This is a genomic window from Aminobacter sp. MDW-2 (assembly GCF_014250155.1).
Classification (GTDB): domain Bacteria; phylum Pseudomonadota; class Alphaproteobacteria; order Rhizobiales; family Rhizobiaceae; genus Aminobacter; species Aminobacter ciceronei.
Window position 1 is genome coordinate 5,284,011 of the sequence record NZ_CP060197.1, and the last position, 19,287, is coordinate 5,303,297.

The window sequence follows — 19,287 nt, forward strand, 5'->3', positions numbered from 1 at the left end:
CAATCCTCACAAAGCTAGCGTGCGGAGTGCCGCTGCCGGCCCATTTGGCCTGATTTCGGCTGCTTGGGCCGCGCCGGGCGGCAGCAAGAGCCTTCATTGAGACATTCGAGCGCTAGAGCTCGAATGTCTTAGGTTCCTGCGGTGAAGTGCTTGGCGCGCGAGGCTACCGAGAAGCCGCTAGGTAGTCATCCGCAACGAAGCCGGAATAGTCGTCGAGAACCTTGTCGATCCTGCCTTGAGACTTTAGAAATTCGGCAGTCAGCCTCAGCGTCTTGGCTGCGCCGCCTTCGGCGCCACAGCCCAGCCAAGCACAGGAAGCCTGCTCCTTCAGCGACGGATATTTGTATTGTGATAGGTCTTCTGTAACGGTGCTGGCATCGGCGCCAAAGAGATCTGAAATAAGCTTGATGTTGGCAGAGTCGATCGCCCACGCGGCAGGGTTGTTTCTGTAATCGCGGTTGGCCTGGTCGATTACGCTCGTAAACTGCTGCATGAATTCAGCGTTATCCCGGGCAAATTCAGTACTGACGGCCATCCCTTCGAATGTGCAGCGCCCCATCTCACAGATTTGGCCGGCCGTAACGAGGGGGGTGCCATTCCGTTTAAGACGCGCCATCGCCGCGCCCCAAATGAAGGCACCGTCAATGTCTTTGCGTTCCCATGCAGCTGCCGCCTTGTTCGGATCCAGGTTCAGCACGGTGACCTGATCATCGACGCCCCATTTCTTCAGCGCGTACATGAGTTGGTAGTGGCTCGTGCTCGCAAAAGGCACTGCCAGCCGCTTGCCGACCAGATCCTGTGGCGAACTGATGCCGCTGTCGTTTCGGACATAAAGCGCTTCGGCGCTGGCTATATCCTCCAGCACCCAGAACAGTTTGATGTCCAGCCCTGCGGTAGACGCAACCGCCAACGGGCTCGAGCCAAGCACACTTAGGTCGATGGAACCCGACGCCATGGCGCTTATTATTTCGGCGCCCGTGTTGAACTGGTGCCAGTTGATCGTGTACCCGGTCTCTGTCTCGAAGGCCCCGTCCGCCAGACGGGCGATCCAGGGGCTGGTGGTCAATTGATATGCCACATCAACGATTTTCTGCTCGGCTGACGCTGGACCCGCAAACGACAACGCGGACAAGGCCATTGCACCGACTGCCGCTAGATTTCTGGCGAAATTCATCAGTTCCTCCTCAAATGTTTATCTTTTTTTTCGGTGTGGTCGGGTCGGTTTAGCTGTTGGCTTTTGAGACAGTGCCAGCGGCCACGCAGAGGATCTCAAACATCAGCGTGGCCGCCGCGAGAGCTGTGTTGCCGCTGGTATCGAATGGCGGTGAAACCTCGACAACGTCGGCGCCGACGCAGGTAATGCCTTTAAGGCCACGGACGAGGCACTGGGCCTCGTAAGTCGTCATACCGCCGATTTCCGGCGTTCCAGTCCCGGGTGCGTAGGCTGGGTCAAGCACGTCAATGTCGAAACTGACATAGGTCGCTTGCGAGCCCACGCGAGCGCGGGTTTCGCGCAGTACCTGTTCGACTCCTAACCTCTTGTATTCGTCGAAGTCGATCACGCGGATGCCCTGATCGCGTCCCCAGCAATCGTCCCCGTCAGCATAAAGAGCGCCACGGATTCCGATTTGCACAGTGCGGTTCGGGTCGAGAATCCCCTCCTCGATTGCCCGGCGAAACGGGGTCCCGTGCGTGTATTTCTGGCCGTCGAAATACGAATCCCATGTGTCCGTATGGGCGTCGATGTGGACCATTCCCAAGGGACCTACGTGCTTACTGATCGCGCGCATGACCGGAAGCGTGCTCAGATGATCACCTCCGACAAAAAGGGGAACTATGCCCGAGGAGCAGACGTCGTCGACGAAACGCTCAATTCGCTGCATCGAATCTGCGAGATCAGCAGGATTAACAGGTGTATCGCCCATATCGGCGCAACGGCAGAGAGCGAAAGGATTCACACCAGTCGCGCGATTGACGTTGCGAACCATAGTTGACGCGTCTCGCACCTGCCGCGGTCCCTGCCTCGCTCCTGGTCGATTGGTCGTCCCGCCGTCCCACGGGATTCCAAACAACCCAATCTGGATGTCGTCCCAATCGGATGAACCGGGAAGAATTAGCGGGAGCCGCATCAATGTCGCTGCCCCCGCATATCGGGGCATTTGTGTTCCGGTCACAGGCGTAAATCGGCGGTCCGCCATTGCAATACCTTTCTGGAATATTCGGTCGACCCGGCATTGATGTCAGGCTGACCCAAGCGGACAAATGCCTATCTCCTCAAGTTGACTTCTGGCCAAACCGAAGTGAGCATCCCGGGCCGCTTTAAGTTTCGATGCCGCCGGCCGGCCGAAAACAGCGTTTCGGGGGGTAATGCACATGAGGGCCGTGTCCGACTTCGATCTTCGCCTTTTGACGGTCTTCAAGACGGTGGTGGAGTGTGGGGGGCTCTCCACCTCCCAGTCGGCTCTCGACATGAGCCTCTCCAACATCAGTACGCACATGGCGAACCTCGAGAAGAGGGTCGGATTCAAGATCTGCAATCGCGGAAGATCAGGTTTTAAGCTCACGCCTGGCGGAACAGAGCTCTACGCTTCAGTGGAGGAACTTTTCCAATCAATAGATCAATTCCAAAACAAGGCCTGGTGCACCAAAACCCATATCGGCAAGGAATTGTGTTTGGGTATCATCGACGGGTTAATTTCAGAACGTCAATTCTCAATACAGAAAGCGATTCAATCTCTGTCTTTGCAAGAACGTAACGTCTTAATTCGGATGGATATTATGCCTCCGAACAAATTGAAAAGCAGTCTAGCTGAGGGAGACATAGATCTAGCGATTGGCCCAACGTCTATCGTATCAAAGGCTGTCGTTTGCCAAGAGATTTTTCGCGAAAAGATTACGCTTTATTGTGCAAAGAATCATGAGTTATCTGAGCCGGAAACCCAACAAGAGAGGCTTATTCGCTCGGGGGCGACCTTTGATTTTGTATCTAGGGGCTATCTGAGAGAGTCCCAGCAGCCAAGTTACATTGACAACTTGAGGACAGCTGCAATCGTGCATTCAATGGAGGCAGCAGCGATGTTAATTCTCAGTGGAAAGTACATTGGCTTCCTCCCTGACCATTTTGCGAGAAGATGGGAAGACACAAAGGAACTGACTCGCGTTCTCCCAAGCATGACAAGCCACACCGTGCCGTTTGGCGTCATGTATCGTCGCGACCACAAGCTCTCTCGGGGGGCAAAGGTAGTTATTGAGCAATTGCGGCCAATGGTGTCCGGGGGCGGCGCATCGGATTGAAGGCGACAGGTCGAATAGGCCGTCGTCAAGAGGATGCCGCCCACGGAAATAGTGTTGGCTACCGGAGCCAGGACAGCAACAGTCAGAGCACGTTTTAAGGCGGCAAATCCGTCGTGGCCGCGACGCATAATCTCGACATGGCAGCGCGGATGAACTGTCGTATCAAACTTGTCGGTGGCAAGATCACTGAGGCGGTTCCAGGCTAACGGTGTATAATAGCGGTCACCGTGGCTGACAGATTCAAGTCGGCCCACGCCCACTTTGCCCGCTATCGCCGACACATCCGACCGGACACTATGTCAGGGTCCCCAATAAGCACACGAACATGAAGAACAGACCTTTTCTCAATCGACTTGGTTTTGCCATACAGGGCTTGCGAGAGGGGTGGCAACGTGAATACAGCTTCCGGGCCCAGGTGATGATCGGCCTAATCATTGCCTTGAGTGTAGTGCTCCTCGGTGCTTCCAGTATTTGGCTGGCCATCGTGGGGCTAGCAATTGCACTTGTCTTGGGTGCGGAACTGTTCAATTCCGCCCTTGAAACACTCGTCGATCGCCTGCACCCGGAAATACACCCCGAAATTCGCGTAGTGAAGGATATGGCTGCTGCCGGGGTGCTGCTGATCTGCCTTGGTGCGTCGGCAAGATCATTCCTGTCCATGCCATCTCCTGACCCGGGCAAATGGATCGGCGATCATGTACCAGCACCGCGGGGATCGACAGAGTCCGCACGCCGCCTCCTTGCCATGACGCGGCCTGTCGGGCGAACCCTCGTTGAGCAATACTTGCGTAATCGCGGCATTACTGCCCTCAGCGAAACCAGTGCCCTACGCTACCACCCACGCTGCTATTACCGCGCAGACGAATACGCTCCCACCGAAACCTGGCCGGCGATGATCGCTGCCGTCACCGACCTTTCCGGCAAGCTGACAGGCGCGCACCGCACATGGCTCGATCCCGGAGGTTTCAGCGAAGCCAATCTCGGCCGTGCACCTCTCTCCACGCCACGGCGCGCCATGGGCAACCTGCTCGGGCACGCAGTCCGCTTCGGCGCAGGCAGCGATGTCATGGTGGCCGGCGAAGGGATCGAAACGACATTGTCCGTCAGATCCGCCATGCCTCATGTAGCATCGATGGCGGCGCTTTCAGCCGCACACCTATCCGCGATCATCTTTCCGGACACGCTGCGCCGGCTCTACATCGCACGCGACAACGATCCGGCAGGCTACAAGGCGATCGCAACACTGCTCGCGCGCATCCGTGCGGTAGGGATCGAGGCGATCATGCTCACGCCACGGCTTAGCGATTTCAACGAAGACCTCAGGCTGCTCGGTCTCGACGCATTGACCGCGAGGTTGAAGTTGCAGGTCGCTCCACAGGACGTCCCACGCTTCATGTCCTCGGCCGACTGACGGTAGGGGATCGAGGGCGGTGCCGCAGCATCGTGCGCTGTCGCGTGACGTAGGCCAGCCTTCAACGCTGCGCGGCCACATCCACGGCCTTTGAGAGGGCGATCGGGCGTCAGCCATGCCGGACAGGCAATGGCGTCGTCCGACGATTTTCCGGCGCGCCTCGATGAGGCGCTTTCCATCGCGAAACAAAATCGCCGGTCGTCGCCATCCTCCACTGCGTTCCGGCCTTCCGCTGCGCTCCAGGTGCAGGTCCATCCCGGCCGACGCCTTCGTCGCCAAGAAGGCCGCGCTGGGAGTGGCCACGAGCGAAGGAAGACCTCCATGACCGAAGAGCACGACACAGCCAACGAACCGCACCACACGTCCCCGACCGAACACGTCCTCCAGGAACTTCAGCTCTACGGCTACCGCCCTTTCGAGGATGAACCTGATCCACGCCCCCTTCCCGAAGCCCACGTCGTCTCTGGGAGCGTCGCCGACATCTTCGACGCCCTTGTGGTGGCACTCTCTGAAACGCGCCTCGAACCCGACCTCGAAGAACTGCTTTGGGGCACGGTCAATCTCTTTCACCGCGCAGTCGGTCGAATTGAACGCGAGCTCGACGACAACGAAGTCGCCCAGCGCCGCCTCCAGGGCGAACAGGACGGGTCCGAGGTGAAATCGGTCGAACTCGAACGCCTCACGGCACAGGGTCAAACCATTCTCGAGCGGCGCAATGCTTTCGAACTGATGCGCGACCAGGCAGCAGAACAGTTCGAACGCTCCACCCACTCGATCTGGCGGCCACGCACCGGCTCGATGGTCAACCATCGCAACCTTACCGCAGCACTGATCGACAGCCGTGACTTCCTTGCCGCCAAGCGACGCGCCGAGAACGAGACACTCCTGCCGGCCGGACCCAAAATTGCCTTCACTGGCGGGGTCGACTTCAACGACCACCGCTTGATCTGGGCCAAGCTTGACCAGGTCCATGCCAAACACCCTGACATGGTGCTATTGCACGGCGGCAGCCCTAAAGGCGCCGAGCTCATTGCCGCCAAATGGGCAAGCCATCGCAAGGTTCCGCAGATCGCCTTCAAGCCCGACTGGACCAAACATGCCAAGGCCGCGCCGTTTAGACGCAACGACGCAATGCTCGAGCCGATGCCGATCGGCGTGATCTGGTTCCCCGGCACGGGAATTCAGGACAATCTCGCTGACAAGGCGCGCAAGCTCGGCATCCCGGTCATGAGATCCGGCGGCACATGAGCCGCCGGGTCTTGGCTTCCCGGCTACAAGACAAGTCCCATCTTTTTAGCCGCTTGCGTGGCCAGCTTCTTGGCGCCGCCATCATTTGGATGAATCTCATCATGCCAAAGTCGGCCGATGGTGTTGCGGAAATCCACGACCAGCGCGCGCCCTCCACTGCCTTTGGCGACGCTTAGTAGCGCATCGTAGAAGCGGTCAACGAGGACTTTGACTATTTCGCGGGGCAAACGAGTGCCGGTGTCAAACCCCAACTGTTCAAACCTTCGCCCCAGATACTGCCCCCCAGGTTTTGGGATGGAGTAATCGTATCCATGCATGACAAGCTTGGTACGCTTCGGCGCACTCCACGTTATCGTCTCGCGAAGAACGGTGCGATAATCGCGGGCTACTCCTCGGAGAAAGTAATCGAACTCATCCTTCACATACGTCTTGGCGTCCTTTGAGCCGTCTCCTTCGTTAAACGGGCGCACAAAATTCTTCATGGCGTCACCGCCGAAGAAGTCGACACCGCCACCCGAAAAGACAAAGAAATCGAACGTTCCCGCGCTCAACGGCTGCTTGTACTGCTTAGCCCCAAACGTCTCGCGGAACGTGTCTCCAGGCCAGCCAATATTGTTCACATAGTACTTTTTGGCGATCACATCGACGAAAGTGTCAGGCTGCCCTGGGATATCTGTGAATATGTTCACCCATGAATCTCCCTCAGCCAAGATCTTCTTCTTGGTCGAATACGCGCGATCAGGTTTTTCGCTGAACGCCCGTTCGAAAATGGCTTGATCAGAGGCGTCTTGATGCTCTTTTCTAACATCCTTCTTGCGTCGGATGGTCAACATGAATGCGCGATCTGGATCTGGAACTACCTCGATCCCTGATGCGATTATCTTCGCACGCTCTTCGTCGTAAGCAGCCATTGTGTATCCCCCAAATTGTGAAATTCACGGCAAGTATATTGTCTCCAAATATTTGAGATGTGAAGCACCCACCAGGAGCCAGACTGCACGTTGCTGAGCAGCATCACCGGTTCATCGGCACGAAGTCCAAAACGCTCTCGATGAGAAGTCACATCCTTCATCGTCACCGGTTTACGCAAGGAGCAACACAGAATTCCTGCCATCAGCAACGGCTCCAGGCGGGGTCGCATCCCACCAGGCGTTATCGGCCATTTTCGAGCGATGAAGCAGCGGCAGGCACAATTCCCGCAGACTCTAGTAATGTTGGCACGTGGCGCGAAAGCGTTTGACGAGGTTTGATACGGCCAGACTTGCAGAATTTCGGGCGATGCGCACGGCGCGCAGTGTTGGCGGCGAGAGATCAGGATGGCACGAGGCTTCCAGAGGTACCCTCTTGATCCGTCACACTGACGCACACCAAAGCGGTCTCATCGATGAGTGCTTTTTGCCTGGGGTCGGCTTCGCCTGATCGCCTTCGGCGCAATGGCTTATCGCCACTTTCTTCCCCTACCGCTGCGCGCCATTCCTCGCGGGCAACAAAGTCGCGCCAGCGCCATCCTCCGCTTACGCTTCAGCCCATGGGTGCGCCGTCGATCACCTCCAGACTGTCGATCACCATCGAGACCGCAATGGTGCGGGCTCGAGACAGACTGGATCAAGGAGAACTACCATGGCTACCATCGGCACCTTCAAGAAGTCCGCCAACAACGAGTTCACCGGCGAAATCGTCACCCTCAGCGTTCAGGCCCGCAGCGTCCGTATCGTCCCCGAAACCCGCGCCACCGGCGACAACGCTCCCAGCCACCGGGTCTTCGTCGGCCGGGCCGACATCGGCGCCGCCTGGACCAAGCGCTCCAATGAGGGTCGCGACTACCTTAGCCTCAAGCTCGATGACCCGAGCTTCAATGCTCCCATCTTCGCCAACCTCTTCGACGATGAGGACGGTGACGGATACAGCCTCATCTGGTCTCGCCCAGGTCGCCGTAAAGGCGAGTAACGCCCCCTCTCAAGCCCGCCCGGATAATCCGGGCGGGTGCTTTCCGCTCAAAACAGCCAATGGCCGAACAGTCGCCTGGCCTCGAAGAAGCGAGTGCCGGCAAATTCCCCGCTACGGATCAGCAACATACTTTTTCAGAAGTTCGGACACGCCACAGGATAGGACGATTTCCGCCCCCAACCGCCCGGCGAAAGAGCAACCAGAACTTTGAAAACCGCAGCGGCGGTAAAGCCGGAGCGCGCTGGAATTTTCCTCGTTTACGCTCAACGTCAAGGCGGAGCTCCCTGGACGATGCACAGCGATCCAAACCGCCGCTAGCGCCAGAGCCGCGGTGCCAAAGCCCCTCCCCTGTGCCTTTCGGCTGATGCGGAAGTTGTGCAGGCTGATTGAACCAGGGTTTGCCCAGTACGGCAGCGCTGATCCCTCTCGCAGCATCAGGAACCCCACTGTCGCGCAGTCCACCGTCACGAGGAATGGATGGCACAAACTTGGTTCGGGCCGCCGCCTCAGCCTCCTGTAGATCGTTGCCATGCTGCCGCCTGCGAGATCTTCGTCGTGCTCATCCAGTTCGATGCCCGTCACCGAAGCAACCTCATCGATCTGGAGCAGTTTAAGAGCGATCTTCATGCGCCCGCACCGGTCAGCGCGCTCGTGTTTCCAAGCCCGTAGGCAACGCGAATGGCGCCGGTAGGGACCGGCCTTGGCTGCTTCACCCAAGCGGTGGCCTACAACGGGTGAAGCCATGCTGCTAAGCCAGTATCGCCGTCATGGAAAATTTCACTTCCGGTTGGCCGCCCGAGATCGGCGTTCCATTCGTCCGCTACCGCGGGCGCAGCCGCTCGGCGCTGCAACGCGCTCGTCCACATGACGGGCAGCGGTTACCCTTAGGTTCTTATGATCGTCATTGTCTGTCGCCCCGACGAGATGGACGCCCGGTCTCTGCCGTCGTGCAAACGGGTGGGGGCCACAATGCCCGGCCGGCTGGATCTTTTCAGACCCCGAACGGTGCATAGAGCACGCGATGCATAGACTCATGAATACCGCTTCTCTCAGCAATGGGTGCTTACGCCTTTTGTGAGTTGGGGATGCAGCCTGTCATAGCCGCTCTAGAGTGAGAGAAGGGGGGATTTTCCGTGACGGTTGAGGTCGGAAGAGAGGGTTCCGGCGCCGTCATGGAGGTTTCTGCCATGAACACGCAAGTTCTTGATGCCACTCACCAGCTCAATGGTGGCTTCAAAGTGGATGTGACGCGCGGCGAGCACGTCGGCCGAGTTTCGTCTGAATGGTTCTCGCGGCCCGAAGACGAGCGCTTTCTATCTCTGAACGATCTAAAAGCCCTGGATCGAGGAGCATTCTTGTACCTGCTTCGCAAACAAGCTTACTTCATCGAAAATAGACTCGGAACATTTGCGCTACGCGCAACCTGCATGATCTCAGCAAGGATGGACGTAGCTATTTCGGGTGCGCTCTTGGCGCCGGAAAATAGACCGGCAGGTCCATGAATACGTCCCAGTCGAACAGAGTCGATGCCCGCCTTCGCCAAGATCTCCAAACGTTTGCCGTGGGTGCGCCTGCTGCCCATGGCACCGACATAGAACGCATCCGTCTCCAGCGCAGCAGGAATCAATTTACGCTCCCATTCATGATCATGGAACATGAAAACGATAGCTGAATTTGCATCAGCCTGGAAATCCGGAATGTCAGTCGTGCTTTTGATTGCCAATGTCGCAATCCCGTCAGATTCCGCTGTATGCCGTGTCTCAATGTCTGGTGAGTGCAAGATTGCGTCGAGACCCGAAAACCTTCCCAGCTTTAGCAGTTGAAGTGCAGCCGGGCCCACTCCTGCGACAATCAATCTTCGCCGGGAATAATACTTACGGAACATGATTTCGGGCGGAAACTCATCGATATCTCCGGGGATACGCAATGAAGCCGCCTGTCGGCGGCTCACGCTTGCATCGATTGCCTGAAGCTCAGTTTCGGAAACGTGTACATCGAAGACAATCTCGATCGCGCTGCCGCAAGGCAAGTGAATGTCGAGATATTTTGACCCGCGCCCATAGCGGACACGCCGGTTCCGACCTTCTTGTATCGCAGAAAGGGCCTCGGCAACGACAGCACGTTCAATGCAGCCGCCTGACAGATACCCTACCCAATCGCCGCCTTCCGAAACGGCCATCTGCGCTCCCAAGGGCCGTGGAGATGATCCTTCGATCTTTACCAGGGTTATAAGAGCAATGCGCTCGCCGGAACGCATCCAATCAAGCGCAAAGTCGATCACATAATCATCGAACCGATCCGCATCCTGCCTTTTCATGACGCTTCCCTTGTTTGCTCAATTCCTGCCAAAGTGAGCGGGTCGGTGATGCTGCGGATGTGGAGAGTCGAAGTTTTATTACTTGGTCATATTCGCCTTTTCCAGTTGCTCAGCGATCTTGGCGCGCTGCGCCATGCGCGGCCCCAAATAGCTTCCGAGGGCGTCGAGGCTGGCGGCAAGCACCAACGCGAGCCCGCTTGCCACCAGCTGAATAAATGGTGGCACGTTGAGCAAAGTCAGACCATTTTCGAGAACACCGAGGAAGATCCATGCTGTCACCACGCCGAAAATCCGTCCTCTACCACCGGCGAAGGCGACACCGCCGAGCAGGACAATGGTTAGCGCCTGCAACTCCATCTGCACGCCCAACGCACCGGGCGACACGCCATCTAGACGTGAGGCGAGGAGGACACCAGCCGATCCCGCTGCCGCGCCGGTCGCGATGTAGAGGCTTACCAGGAGGCGCTTCACCGGTAATGCTGCCAAGAACGCGGCGTGCGGGTTGACCCCGACCGCATAAACATATCGTCCCCACACGGTCTTCGACATGAAGACTGCAGACAAAATAAAGCAGGTCGCGACGATCAATAGGAGGATCGGGACGCCGAGCAAGCGCCCGTTGCCGATGAAGAAAAATGTGTCACCAAGCCCGTAGACTTCGGTCGGGTTAATCAGCAGGGTGACGCCGCGCAGGAAGCTGAGCATGCCCAGCGTCACAATGATGGGATTGAAGCGCAGTATGCCGCAGAGGAACCCATTGATGGCTCCGATCAGCGACCCAGTCAACACGCCGGCAAGGATCGCGATCGGTGGCGACACTCCGAATTTGGTTATCGCCACCGCCGAGATCATCCCCGAGAATGCGATGTTCGAGCCAACCGAAAGGTCCACATGGCCGGCTATGACTAAGATGGCCATCGCCGCGACTACCACCCCTATGGCAGCATAGTTCGTCAGGATGACCGTAAAATTGGAGACGGTGAGGAATGCGCTGCTCTGGTACGTGAAATATAGTACCATTGCTATCAGCGTGCCGAGCAGAATGTTGTTAATCAGAAAGCTCGTCTGGCTTGCGGCACGAAGGTATCGCGAGCCTGAAACTGGGGCTGTCATCGAAGGAGCTTTCGTACTCATGCTATGTCTTCCCTGTGTTCGATCTTGTGAGCCAGGCCGATGAGCGTTGTCTCGTTGATGTCGTCACCACTAACTATCCCGGCAATCTTGCCGCCGGACAATACGATTACGCGTGTAGCGATCTGCATCAGTTCGTCTGGCTCACTCGATGTAGCAATGACCGCCCGGGAGGGGTTAGAACTGACCAGTTGGATCGCATCATAGATTTCCCGGCGTGCCCCAACATCTACGCCTTGGGTCGGCTCATCCAGCAGTAAAAGACGGCATTCCTGCGTGTCATTCAGCCAACGTGCGAGAACCAGCTTCTGCTGGTTGCCACCCGAAAATCGCTGCGCTTCCAGGTCCATGCGCCGCGGCTGTAGATTCAGCCGCTCCGCTACATCGGAAAACACCATGGCTTCGGCGTTGTGCTTACGGAGGCCGCGCGCGCTCACATGGCGGAAGGTCGAAAGAAGCGCGTTCTCCAAAGCCGAGAGGCTTTGGAAGATGCTGCGCCTCAGCCTGTCCGAGGGAACCAGCGCCACGCCTCGGCTAACCGCATCAGCGGGTTTGTTCGGCACATAGGATTCCCCGTTCAGCGTAATCGTTCCGGAATGGAGCGGCTGGACACCGAACAGCGTATCGAGCAATTCCGTCCGACCGGAACCCACGAGCCCGAACACCCCCACCACCTCTCCGGGGAACACGTCGAAGCTGATCGGGCCAATGCCGGGCGAAACGACGTTCTTGACGGCGAGAAGTGGCTTCTCGCACTTGTGAGAAGCTTGACGTTGTCTGGCACGCCCCCTGAAGACGTTCTTGCCGACAATCGCGTGTACGAGTTCATCGTGACTCAGCTGGTCAACGCGCCCCGAGAGCACCACTTCTCCCCCCCGCAGAACAGTCACCCGGTCCGCGAGATCGAAGACTTCGTTGAGACGATGCGTAACATAAAGAACGGGAAGATTCTGTTTGCGAAGTTGTTTCAGATTCTCGCCAAGGCGCTCCGCCTCCCGCTCCGACAGTGACGCCGTCGGCTCGTCCAAGATGAGTACTTTCGGCCGCGCCGAGAGTGCTTTGACAATCTCTATGGCTTGCAGTTCGGCACTGGAGACCTCGCTCAAATCCGTGGCGGGATTGAGTGCTATCCCCATCTGGGAGAGCAAGGAGATCGCTTCGGATCGTTGCTTGCTGCGATGGACAAAGGGCCCGGTACAGACTTCTCGTCCCAAGAAGACATTGTCGGCGACGTCGAGCGACATCACCAATGAAAGCTCTTGGTAAACAACCGCGATCCCGGCGTCGCGCGACAGTTTTGGCGTTAACGCCTTGTAGTGCTGCTCCCCGACCTTGATCTCTCCGCCATCGGGAGTGATCGCTCCCGACAGACATTTGATCAAGGTCGACTTTCCGGCCCCATTGGCGCCCAAGAGCGCGTGAATCTCTCCGTCCTCGACAGCAAGATTCACGCTCTTCAGAACGTCAACTCCTCCATAGGCCTTGCAGAGTTTCTTAACCGCGAATGTCATGGCGGTCTCCTCCCAGCCTATTTTGAAATCAGTCTGTAACGCCTTGCTCGTCCAAAAATTTCTGCGCGTCCCCCGATTTCTCAGTCACTAGCGCAAGCGGAACGATCTTATCTCCGGTCTCCTCGCCCTTCACCAGCCGGTCGGCCGTTTCGGCGATTGCATTGCCAACTTCCGTGAGCGGGATGGCCATAGACGCACGATAGATGGTACCCCCCTCGCGCAGCAGCTTAAGCGCCGGGGGCGTTCCGTCCATGCCGCCGATGAAGGCCTTGGGATCCTTGGAATCCTTGCCGGCGGCAATCCAAGCCTTGTAGGCGCCTTCTGTCGCTGGATCCTCAACACCGAGGATGACGTTCACGTCCGGATGCGCCTGGAGGATCGTGCGGGTGACGTTCAGGCCTTCCGTCGGAGTGATCGCGTCTTGCTCAGCGACGATCTCTACATTGGGAGCGTGTGCCTTAAGGCCGTCCTTAATGCCATTGCCGCGCAGTTGTCCCCATGAGCCCTTTTCATAGCCGAGGATCGCGACCTTGGCGGCGCCGCCGAGATTCTCGGTGATCCACTGGCCAGCATACTCGCCTAGGCGGCGACCGTCGTCATATTGAGCATACCCCACCGTGGCGTTCTGATTCTCGATCTTCTCGCCATAGGTTATCCACGCGATGCCGGCATCGCGTGCTTGTTTTGCGATCGCCACAAAGACCTGTGGCTGCAAGACGACACAGACGATAACGGCGACCTTCTGTTGGATCCAGGTCTTGATCGTGTTGATCTGCTTGTTCAGGTCGCTGCCCGGATCATCGACGATGACATTAAAGCCGAGTTCCTTGCCGCGCGCTTTTGCCTGATTGAGGGTGGTGATCACTGCACCGATTGTCGAGGAGTTCGGAAAGCTGATGGCGATGACCTTTTCCTGCGCACTGGCTTCGGACCCTACCCCGAGGCCAAGCGCCGCGAAGAAAGCTGCAGCACCGCCAGTAAACAAGCGGCGCGTCATCTCCGCATCGAGGCAGATAGTTGTCGTTTTCTTTTCCATGGCTATTCCCCTTTTTTTGTTGTGGAAAATTCAATTTCTCTGGCAATCCAGTGCGGCGGCACTGGCACGCAGGACCGTTCCGTCCAATTCGATATTGGCTCCATACGGCGCCGACAGGCTCACCAGACGGTGATGTATCCGATCGAAATCATTGTCCTTTGCGATTAAGGGAAGGCGATCAGAATTCAGGGTAGTCGGGGTTAACTCGATCCCGAGAACGTTGGATTGCGAAATCGAAATGGTTGCGACATATCCGTCCGGCGACATTTCTGCCCAGAGCGCCCGCACGGCCGGCGGCGCATCGAGAAAAACCTGCTGGCCGACCAGGGTGCCCAAACCAAAGAAAATAGGCTTGCCGCGATAGAAGCCGATGGGGTGAACTGCATGCGGATGGTGCCCATGGATAATGTCTGCGCCGGCGTCAATTAGCCTTTGCGCCAGCGGTAGCTGATATTCGGCGAGCTCCTCTCCCGATCCGAAACCCCAATGAATTGTGACGATGAGCGTGTCGCACTTGTTGCGGAGCGCGCGGATTGCCGCAACCGCCGCCTCCACGTCGGTCTCCCTGGCTTGCGTTCTGGCGCGCACTGCAGACAGGTCGCCAGGCTCCTCCATCTGATAGTAGGGATCGATTTCGTATGATGTCTGCACGTGGATGGGAGCGATGCCAGGTCGATTGATCCCTGCCGACATGCCGGTCGGCAGGAGGCACGAATAGGCAAGCACTCCAATTTGCCTGCCTGCCACCGTTGCGATCGCCGGCGCCGTAGCCTCAGCGATGTTTGAGCCGGCGCCTATGACAGTCAGACCCTGCGACCGCAACAGGTCGATGGTCTGGGAAAGCCCCTCCCAGCCGTAATCGACCGCGTGATTGTTGGCTACCGTCACCATGTCGAGCCCAAGCTCCGAAAGTGTAGGAGCGATGGACGGATCAGCCTTAATGTTTAGCAGCTTCTCAACTGCTCTAACTTGATCCGTGAGCGGCATCTCAAAATTGCCGAGGGCAAAATCTGCGTTTTCAATGAGCCGGAACGTCTGTTTTACGTCTGCGGCATCAGCCACAAGACCGCGTGTCGGGCAGATATCCCCTGTCAATACCACACCCAACGCATGCACGATTTCACCTCATGTTAGCTAGGTATCTTCATACTATCATATAGGTTCATACTATAATACAGGTTGACACTCGATTCAAGCACGTTTGGCTTGTTATCCCTTCAAATACTCGCCCAATCGTCGCATGAAGCGCATGCAAGATTCGACCTGATCCACGGCGATGTATTCATCTGGCTGATGCGCTTGGTCCACATTGCCCGGACCGCACAGCACAGTTGGATATCCGCGCACTTGGAACTGACCAGCCTCGGTGGCGAACGGCATCGAGACCGTCTCATTGGACTCGCTGAGTTTCAGCGCCAGCGTCTCCGCCATCGAACCTGGCTCGCGCACAAGGCCCGGCACTTCTGTGCCGACAATAGTGGATATGGTGGCGTCGTCAGTGTACCGGCGCAGTCTTGGAAGTACCTTGGCGCTGGCATAGCGCTCCAGATGCCGCACGGCGAGGTCCTGCGGTATTCCGGGCAAGCCACGGAACTCCCAGTGGAACTTACATTCACGAGCCAGTATGTTTCGGGCCGTGCCGCCGGAAATCGTGCCGACGTTAATGGTCGAATAGGCGGGCTCCAGCCCTCCGCTGGGGTCTGTCTCTTTTTCAAGCCGGGCGGCGAACCTGTACAGTTCATCGACCAATTCGCAGGCACCCATGATTGCATTTGCCCCGATGTTCGGTTTCGAGGAATGTGCTTCGTGGCCCGTCACTGTGGTGTAATAGGTCGAGATGCTCTTGTGGGTATCTGCGACCTTCATCATCGTCGGCTCGCCGACGATGACCGAGGAAGGCTTGGGCAACGATCTTCCGAATTCCTCGATTACCGCAATCGACCCTCGGCTCGTCACTTCTTCATCATAGCTCAGAACTATGTGAACCGGCTTGGCGATGTTGGATGCGAGGAAATAGGGAATGTGTGCCACCGCAATGGCACCGAAGGCCTTCATGTCGCAGGTTCCGCGGCCATAGAGCCGCCCGTCAGCCTGACGCAACGAATACGGATCACTGCTCCATGCCTGTCCTTCGACCGGGACGACGTCGATATGCCCCGAAAGGACTACGCCGCCGTCCACCGGAGGGCCTACCGTTATGCAAAGCGTCGCCTTGCTTTTCTCTGCGTTGAACGTCCTGAAGCAGCTGACTCGCGGTCCTTTGACGCTGCCCTCAACCCAATCGACGAGTTCGAGGTTGGAGCGAGAGCTTTCGGTGTTAAAAGAAATGAAACGTTCAATGACATTCAAAGTCGATTCAAGACCGACCGCTGATGAGCCGTTCATCGTACCACTCCAAATTTTTGTGTCAGGCGGAAAGTTTCCTTCAGATGAACTTTTTTTCCTACAGTCCATTAGTTTAGTCAATTCTAAAATTGACACCCAGTCATTTTCGATCATCAACGAAGCGTCTCGTTACTTGTCGGCTCGCACACCGGCCGTATGGCAGACACCTATCAACTCGATGTCTGGAGCCCGCGCGCGTAGATCGGCAGCCGGCTCTGCGGCGACAATCGAGACAGAACCTGATCGGGCCAAAAGTCTGCTTGCCCAGCGGCATTGCTCGCGATCGGCCAGTCGGCCGATCAGCGCGTTTTGGCGAGACAAGAGAGCTTCCGCCTACCAGGGAGCCAGCCGTAGTTTAGGTGAACCGGCCGGACAATGAGATCGCAGGTGATAATAAGAAACTGAGCTTATATTTGACTCACGTACAAACTGACCATGCCGTAGTATTTGGTTCAGAATCCTTGGCTGACAGGGTCAGACTGTTACGATGGTCATAGCAGTTTCATGTGGCGGTTCACGTCTTTGTACAGGAGATAGCGAAGTCCGTCAGGACCGCCGGCATAAAGAGCCTGTGGGCAAAAGGCACGAAGCCAGAGAAAGTCGCCGGCCTCGACTTCCACCCAATCGCTGTTGAGCCGGTAAACCGCTTTGCCTTCCAATATGTAGATGCCATGCTCCATCACATGCGTTTCCATGAAGGGGATCGTCGCACCGCCTTCAAACCAGACGATGTTGATGTGCATGTCGTAGCGTAGATCGCTTGGGTCGATGAACCGGACGGAGCCCCACAAGGGTGGCTCATCGCACATGCTTACGCCGGCAGCTTTATCTTCATGGGTGAAGATCGCCGGTGGCGTTCCCAGTTTGCCAGCCGGCTCGAACTTCTTGCGGATCCATTGAAACCGGCAGATCTCTGCTGACGGATTGATGATCTGCCACACCTGGCCGGCGGGTATAAAAGCGAATGAGCCCTTCACCATGCGATGTTGAACGCCGTTGGTGGTGATCGTCATCGTTCCAGCAGTCACGAAGATTGCGCTTTGCGCGTGCGGATCGGGCTCCGGATCTTCACTGCCGCCGCCGGGCGACACTTCCATGTAATATTGCGAAAAGGTTTCAGCGAAACCTGAAAGCGGCCGCGCCAACACCCAAAGCCGCGTGTCGCGCCATTCCGGCAGGGCACTTGAAACGATGTCCCTCAGGACGGAGCCCGGAATAATGGCATAGGCTGGCGTAAAGACTGCCCTGCTGGAAAGAAGCTGTCTTTGATCAGGAAGGCCGCCAGCAACCAAGGATGAATTTCTATCCACGAGAACCTCTCACAAATGTCGAACCGATTGCTGGTGTTTATGAAGCGGTCGCCCGTGAGTGGCGCTTTCTCGTCGAACCAGCTGACCATACCCTTTGTCGGCAGTTATTTTCCCTTCCAGGAAAACTGTCTTGCCGCGAACAATAGTGCGTTCGACACGACCGCAGAATTCTTTGCCGACGTACGGGCTTTCCTTGTAGCGGTAGAAAAGATCTTCCGTTTGAAGGGTCCAGACCTTTTGGGGGTCAACCAGCGCGAAATCTGCGTCCGCTCCCGGTACGATCGCTCCCTTGCGCGGATAAATGCCAAAAATGCGCGCAGGGTTGGACGACATCATTTTTACCAGGAGTTCCCAGGAGAGGCCGCGCATGTGCACGCCCTCCGTGATAATCGCCGGCAGGATCGACTGGATGCCCGTAATGCCGCCGGTGCCCTGCCAGACATCGTTTTCGCCGGCCTTGTACAAGTCCGGGAGAAACGGCGAGTGATCCGACGCGATCACGTCAACCTTGCCGCGCAGCACGCGGTCCCAAAGTTCCTCCACCTCCGGCCGCGACCGGATCGGCGGCGCGGAGCGTAAGCGAGGCCCGACGCGTAGATAGTCGTCCAGGTCAAAGCACAGATGGTGGGCACAGACTTCGGCATAAACATCCTGGCCCCGATGAGCGGCTTCACGCACCGTGTCGACGCCCCCGGCCCAACTGATATGGACTATATACAAACTGCTTGCGGCAGCCTTTGCCAGAAGGATCGCCCGATTGATGGCTTCAAGCTCCGATTCGATCGGATGCGAATCGTTCCAAGCCATGCGATCGTGACGGCCCTCCGCCTTCAACCGTTTTTCCAAATGTTCGATCAGCGTGTCGTTTTCCGCATGCACGCCAACAATGTTGCCAAACTTCGCCGTCTTCTGCAGGCCGGTGAATAGCTGTCCGTCATCGACCTTGGGGTAGCTGCTGGACCTGCGCATGAACGCCTTGTAGGCTACGACCCCCAGTTCATTTTGTTCATCGAGATGTTCGAGATTGTCATCGATTAGGCCGCCCCAGAATGCGTAGTCGGCCACACAAAGATCTTTCACCATTTCATATTTGGCGGCGTGCGCCTTCGCCGTGGCCATAGGCGGAATGTCGGCGAGCGGCATGTCGATCGCTGTTGTCACGCCACCTGCCGCGGACGCCCGCGTACCGGCCTCGAACCCCTCAAACTCGCGACCAGGATGGCTGAAATGGGAATGCGCGTCGATGATGCCGGGCAGAAGATACAATCCTTCCGCATCGATGGTTTCATCCGCGTCGACATGTCCGTTCGCACCGGTGATCTGCGCGATTACACCTTTGTCGACCGCCACGCCGCCCTCGAAACTGCCGTTTTCGGTGATGACCCTCACATTCTTGATAAAAAGATCCATGGATGGTTCCTTAACTAGGCTTTGCCCGGATACACTGTATTTCGGGCTGACTCGACGACTTTCAAAGCCGGCGCGATCGCCGACCAATGCCGGCCCGGAGTGCACGATTACACCCCGATCCCGCCTTGTTCCTTTCGATACTTATTGATCGCCTCGGATACGGCATTATCAATTTCAGCGGAACAATGTTGTTCGTCGCTTTACTGAAATGGTCTTACTGCCCTGAACGAACGCACCGCTCCCCCGGTGCCGGCGAGCAGAACGGTTGGCACCAGCATGAACTGCGA

The 19,287-nt window shown here is 57.2% G+C and carries 16 protein-coding genes and 1 pseudogene; 5 read left to right on the forward strand and 12 right to left on the reverse strand.

The annotated features are described in order from the left end of the window. Positions 1 to 163 precede the first annotated feature (163 nt). Entirely contained in the window at positions 164 to 1,174 is a 1,011-nt protein-coding gene (gene tauA / locus H5P29_RS26130; RefSeq protein ID WP_083948678.1) for a taurine ABC transporter substrate-binding protein, read from the reverse strand. 49 nt (positions 1,175 to 1,223) lie between these two features. Then, positions 1,224 to 2,198 carry an agmatinase gene (gene speB / locus H5P29_RS26135; RefSeq protein ID WP_154386977.1) on the reverse strand — a complete coding sequence of 325 codons (975 nt, stop codon included), beginning with the start codon at positions 2,196 to 2,198 and terminating at the stop codon, positions 1,224 to 1,226. A 184-nt stretch (positions 2,199 to 2,382) separates the two neighbouring features. Here speB and H5P29_RS26140 point away from each other — a divergent pair, with 184 nt between their 5' ends. The 3 genes from H5P29_RS26140 to H5P29_RS26150 all read left to right on the forward strand — a co-directional run bounded on the left by H5P29_RS26140 (position 2,383) and on the right by H5P29_RS26150 (position 5,953). Then, positions 2,383 to 3,294, forward strand: coding sequence for a LysR family transcriptional regulator (locus H5P29_RS26140; RefSeq protein WP_169808362.1), 912 nt, complete (start codon positions 2,383 to 2,385; stop codon positions 3,292 to 3,294). Positions 3,295 to 3,619: 325 nt separating this feature from the next. Continuing rightward, positions 3,620 to 4,705 (forward strand): diacylglycerol kinase, encoded by a 1,086-nt coding sequence (locus H5P29_RS26145; RefSeq protein WP_083948679.1) that lies wholly within the window; start codon positions 3,620 to 3,622, stop codon positions 4,703 to 4,705. 321 nt (positions 4,706 to 5,026) lie between these two features. Next, the gene (locus H5P29_RS26150; RefSeq protein WP_067965022.1) at positions 5,027 to 5,953 is read left to right on the forward strand and encodes a DUF2493 domain-containing protein; all 927 of its coding nucleotides are present in this window, start codon (positions 5,027 to 5,029) and stop codon (positions 5,951 to 5,953) included. A 23-nt stretch (positions 5,954 to 5,976) separates the two neighbouring features. Here the strand turns inward: H5P29_RS26150 and H5P29_RS26155 are convergent, their stop codons facing one another. After that, positions 5,977 to 6,864: a hypothetical protein gene (locus H5P29_RS26155; RefSeq protein WP_182575707.1), complete on the reverse strand. Its 888-nt coding sequence runs from the start codon at positions 6,862 to 6,864 to the stop codon at positions 5,977 to 5,979. A 709-nt stretch (positions 6,865 to 7,573) separates the two neighbouring features. Here H5P29_RS26155 and H5P29_RS26160 point away from each other — a divergent pair. Beyond that, positions 7,574 to 7,900: a DUF736 domain-containing protein gene (locus tag H5P29_RS26160; RefSeq protein ID WP_067965029.1), complete on the forward strand. Its 327-nt coding sequence runs from the start codon at positions 7,574 to 7,576 to the stop codon at positions 7,898 to 7,900. Between the two features lie 111 nt (positions 7,901 to 8,011). On the opposite strand, the gene H5P29_RS26165 is transcribed toward H5P29_RS26160, so the two are convergent. Further along, positions 8,012 to 8,527 carry an N-acetyltransferase gene (locus H5P29_RS26165; RefSeq protein WP_067965031.1) on the reverse strand — a complete coding sequence of 172 codons (516 nt, stop codon included), beginning with the start codon at positions 8,525 to 8,527 and terminating at the stop codon, positions 8,012 to 8,014. A gap of 560 nt (positions 8,528 to 9,087) precedes the next feature. Between H5P29_RS26165 and H5P29_RS32700 the strand changes: the two are divergent. Continuing rightward, positions 9,088 to 9,232 (forward strand): annotated as a pseudogene (locus H5P29_RS32700) (DUF932 domain-containing protein); the annotation flags it as partial. A gap of 46 nt (positions 9,233 to 9,278) precedes the next feature. Here H5P29_RS32700 and H5P29_RS26170 read toward each other — a convergent pair. The 8 genes from H5P29_RS26170 to allB form a co-directional block, all read right to left on the reverse strand. Then, positions 9,279 to 10,217, reverse strand: a complete 939-nt coding sequence (locus tag H5P29_RS26170; protein WP_154387391.1) for an XdhC family protein — start codon at positions 10,215 to 10,217, stop codon at positions 9,279 to 9,281. A 78-nt stretch (positions 10,218 to 10,295) separates the two neighbouring features. Further along, on the reverse strand, positions 10,296 to 11,351 hold the full coding sequence (locus tag H5P29_RS26175; protein WP_154387392.1) for an ABC transporter permease: 1,056 nt from the start codon (positions 11,349 to 11,351) through the stop codon (positions 10,296 to 10,298). Next, complete coding sequence (locus H5P29_RS26180) at positions 11,348 to 12,859, reverse strand: sugar ABC transporter ATP-binding protein (protein WP_154387393.1); 1,512 nt, start codon at positions 12,857 to 12,859, stop codon at positions 11,348 to 11,350. Before H5P29_RS26180 ends, H5P29_RS26175 begins: the two co-directional genes overlap by 4 nt. A gap of 28 nt (positions 12,860 to 12,887) precedes the next feature. Further along, positions 12,888 to 13,895 (reverse strand): sugar ABC transporter substrate-binding protein, encoded by a 1,008-nt coding sequence (locus tag H5P29_RS26185; protein ID WP_154387394.1) that lies wholly within the window; start codon positions 13,893 to 13,895, stop codon positions 12,888 to 12,890. A 30-nt stretch (positions 13,896 to 13,925) separates the two neighbouring features. After that, positions 13,926 to 15,011 carry a CapA family protein gene (locus H5P29_RS26190; RefSeq protein WP_154387395.1) on the reverse strand — a complete coding sequence of 362 codons (1,086 nt, stop codon included), beginning with the start codon at positions 15,009 to 15,011 and terminating at the stop codon, positions 13,926 to 13,928. Between the two features lie 93 nt (positions 15,012 to 15,104). Next, positions 15,105 to 16,280, reverse strand: coding sequence for an acetylornithine deacetylase (gene argE / locus H5P29_RS26195; RefSeq protein WP_154387396.1), 1,176 nt, complete (start codon positions 16,278 to 16,280; stop codon positions 15,105 to 15,107). A 491-nt stretch (positions 16,281 to 16,771) separates the two neighbouring features. After that, positions 16,772 to 17,590 carry a bifunctional allantoicase/(S)-ureidoglycine aminohydrolase gene (locus H5P29_RS26200; RefSeq protein WP_185910200.1) on the reverse strand — a complete coding sequence of 273 codons (819 nt, stop codon included), beginning with the start codon at positions 17,588 to 17,590 and terminating at the stop codon, positions 16,772 to 16,774. Between the two features lie 9 nt (positions 17,591 to 17,599). Continuing rightward, complete coding sequence (gene allB, locus H5P29_RS26205) at positions 17,600 to 19,000, reverse strand: allantoinase AllB (protein ID WP_154387397.1); 1,401 nt, start codon at positions 18,998 to 19,000, stop codon at positions 17,600 to 17,602. Between the last annotated feature and the right edge of the window lie 287 nt (positions 19,001 to 19,287).

Coding starts and splice junctions, on each gene's coding strand:
- H5P29_RS26155 (WP_182575707.1), bottom strand. CDS start 6,864: ATGGCTGCTTACGACGAAGAGCGTGCGAAGATAATCGCATCAGGGATC.
- H5P29_RS26170 (WP_154387391.1), bottom strand. CDS start 10,217: ATGAAAAGGCAGGATGCGGATCGGTTCGATGATTATGTGATCGACTTT.
- H5P29_RS26185 (WP_154387394.1), bottom strand. CDS start 13,895: ATGGAAAAGAAAACGACAACTATCTGCCTCGATGCGGAGATGACGCGC.
- allB (WP_154387397.1), bottom strand. CDS start 19,000: ATGGATCTTTTTATCAAGAATGTGAGGGTCATCACCGAAAACGGCAGT.
- H5P29_RS26175 (WP_154387392.1), bottom strand. CDS start 11,351: ATGAGTACGAAAGCTCCTTCGATGACAGCCCCAGTTTCAGGCTCGCGA.
- H5P29_RS26145 (WP_083948679.1), top strand. CDS start 3,620: ATGAAGAACAGACCTTTTCTCAATCGACTTGGTTTTGCCATACAGGGC.
- speB (WP_154386977.1), bottom strand. CDS start 2,198: ATGGCGGACCGCCGATTTACGCCTGTGACCGGAACACAAATGCCCCGA.
- H5P29_RS26180 (WP_154387393.1), bottom strand. CDS start 12,859: ATGACATTCGCGGTTAAGAAACTCTGCAAGGCCTATGGAGGAGTTGAC.
- H5P29_RS26165 (WP_067965031.1), bottom strand. CDS start 8,527: ATGAAGATCGCTCTTAAACTGCTCCAGATCGATGAGGTTGCTTCGGTG.
- H5P29_RS26160 (WP_067965029.1), top strand. CDS start 7,574: ATGGCTACCATCGGCACCTTCAAGAAGTCCGCCAACAACGAGTTCACC.
- argE (WP_154387396.1), bottom strand. CDS start 16,280: ATGAACGGCTCATCAGCGGTCGGTCTTGAATCGACTTTGAATGTCATT.
- tauA (WP_083948678.1), bottom strand. CDS start 1,174: ATGAATTTCGCCAGAAATCTAGCGGCAGTCGGTGCAATGGCCTTGTCC.
- H5P29_RS26150 (WP_067965022.1), top strand. CDS start 5,027: ATGACCGAAGAGCACGACACAGCCAACGAACCGCACCACACGTCCCCG.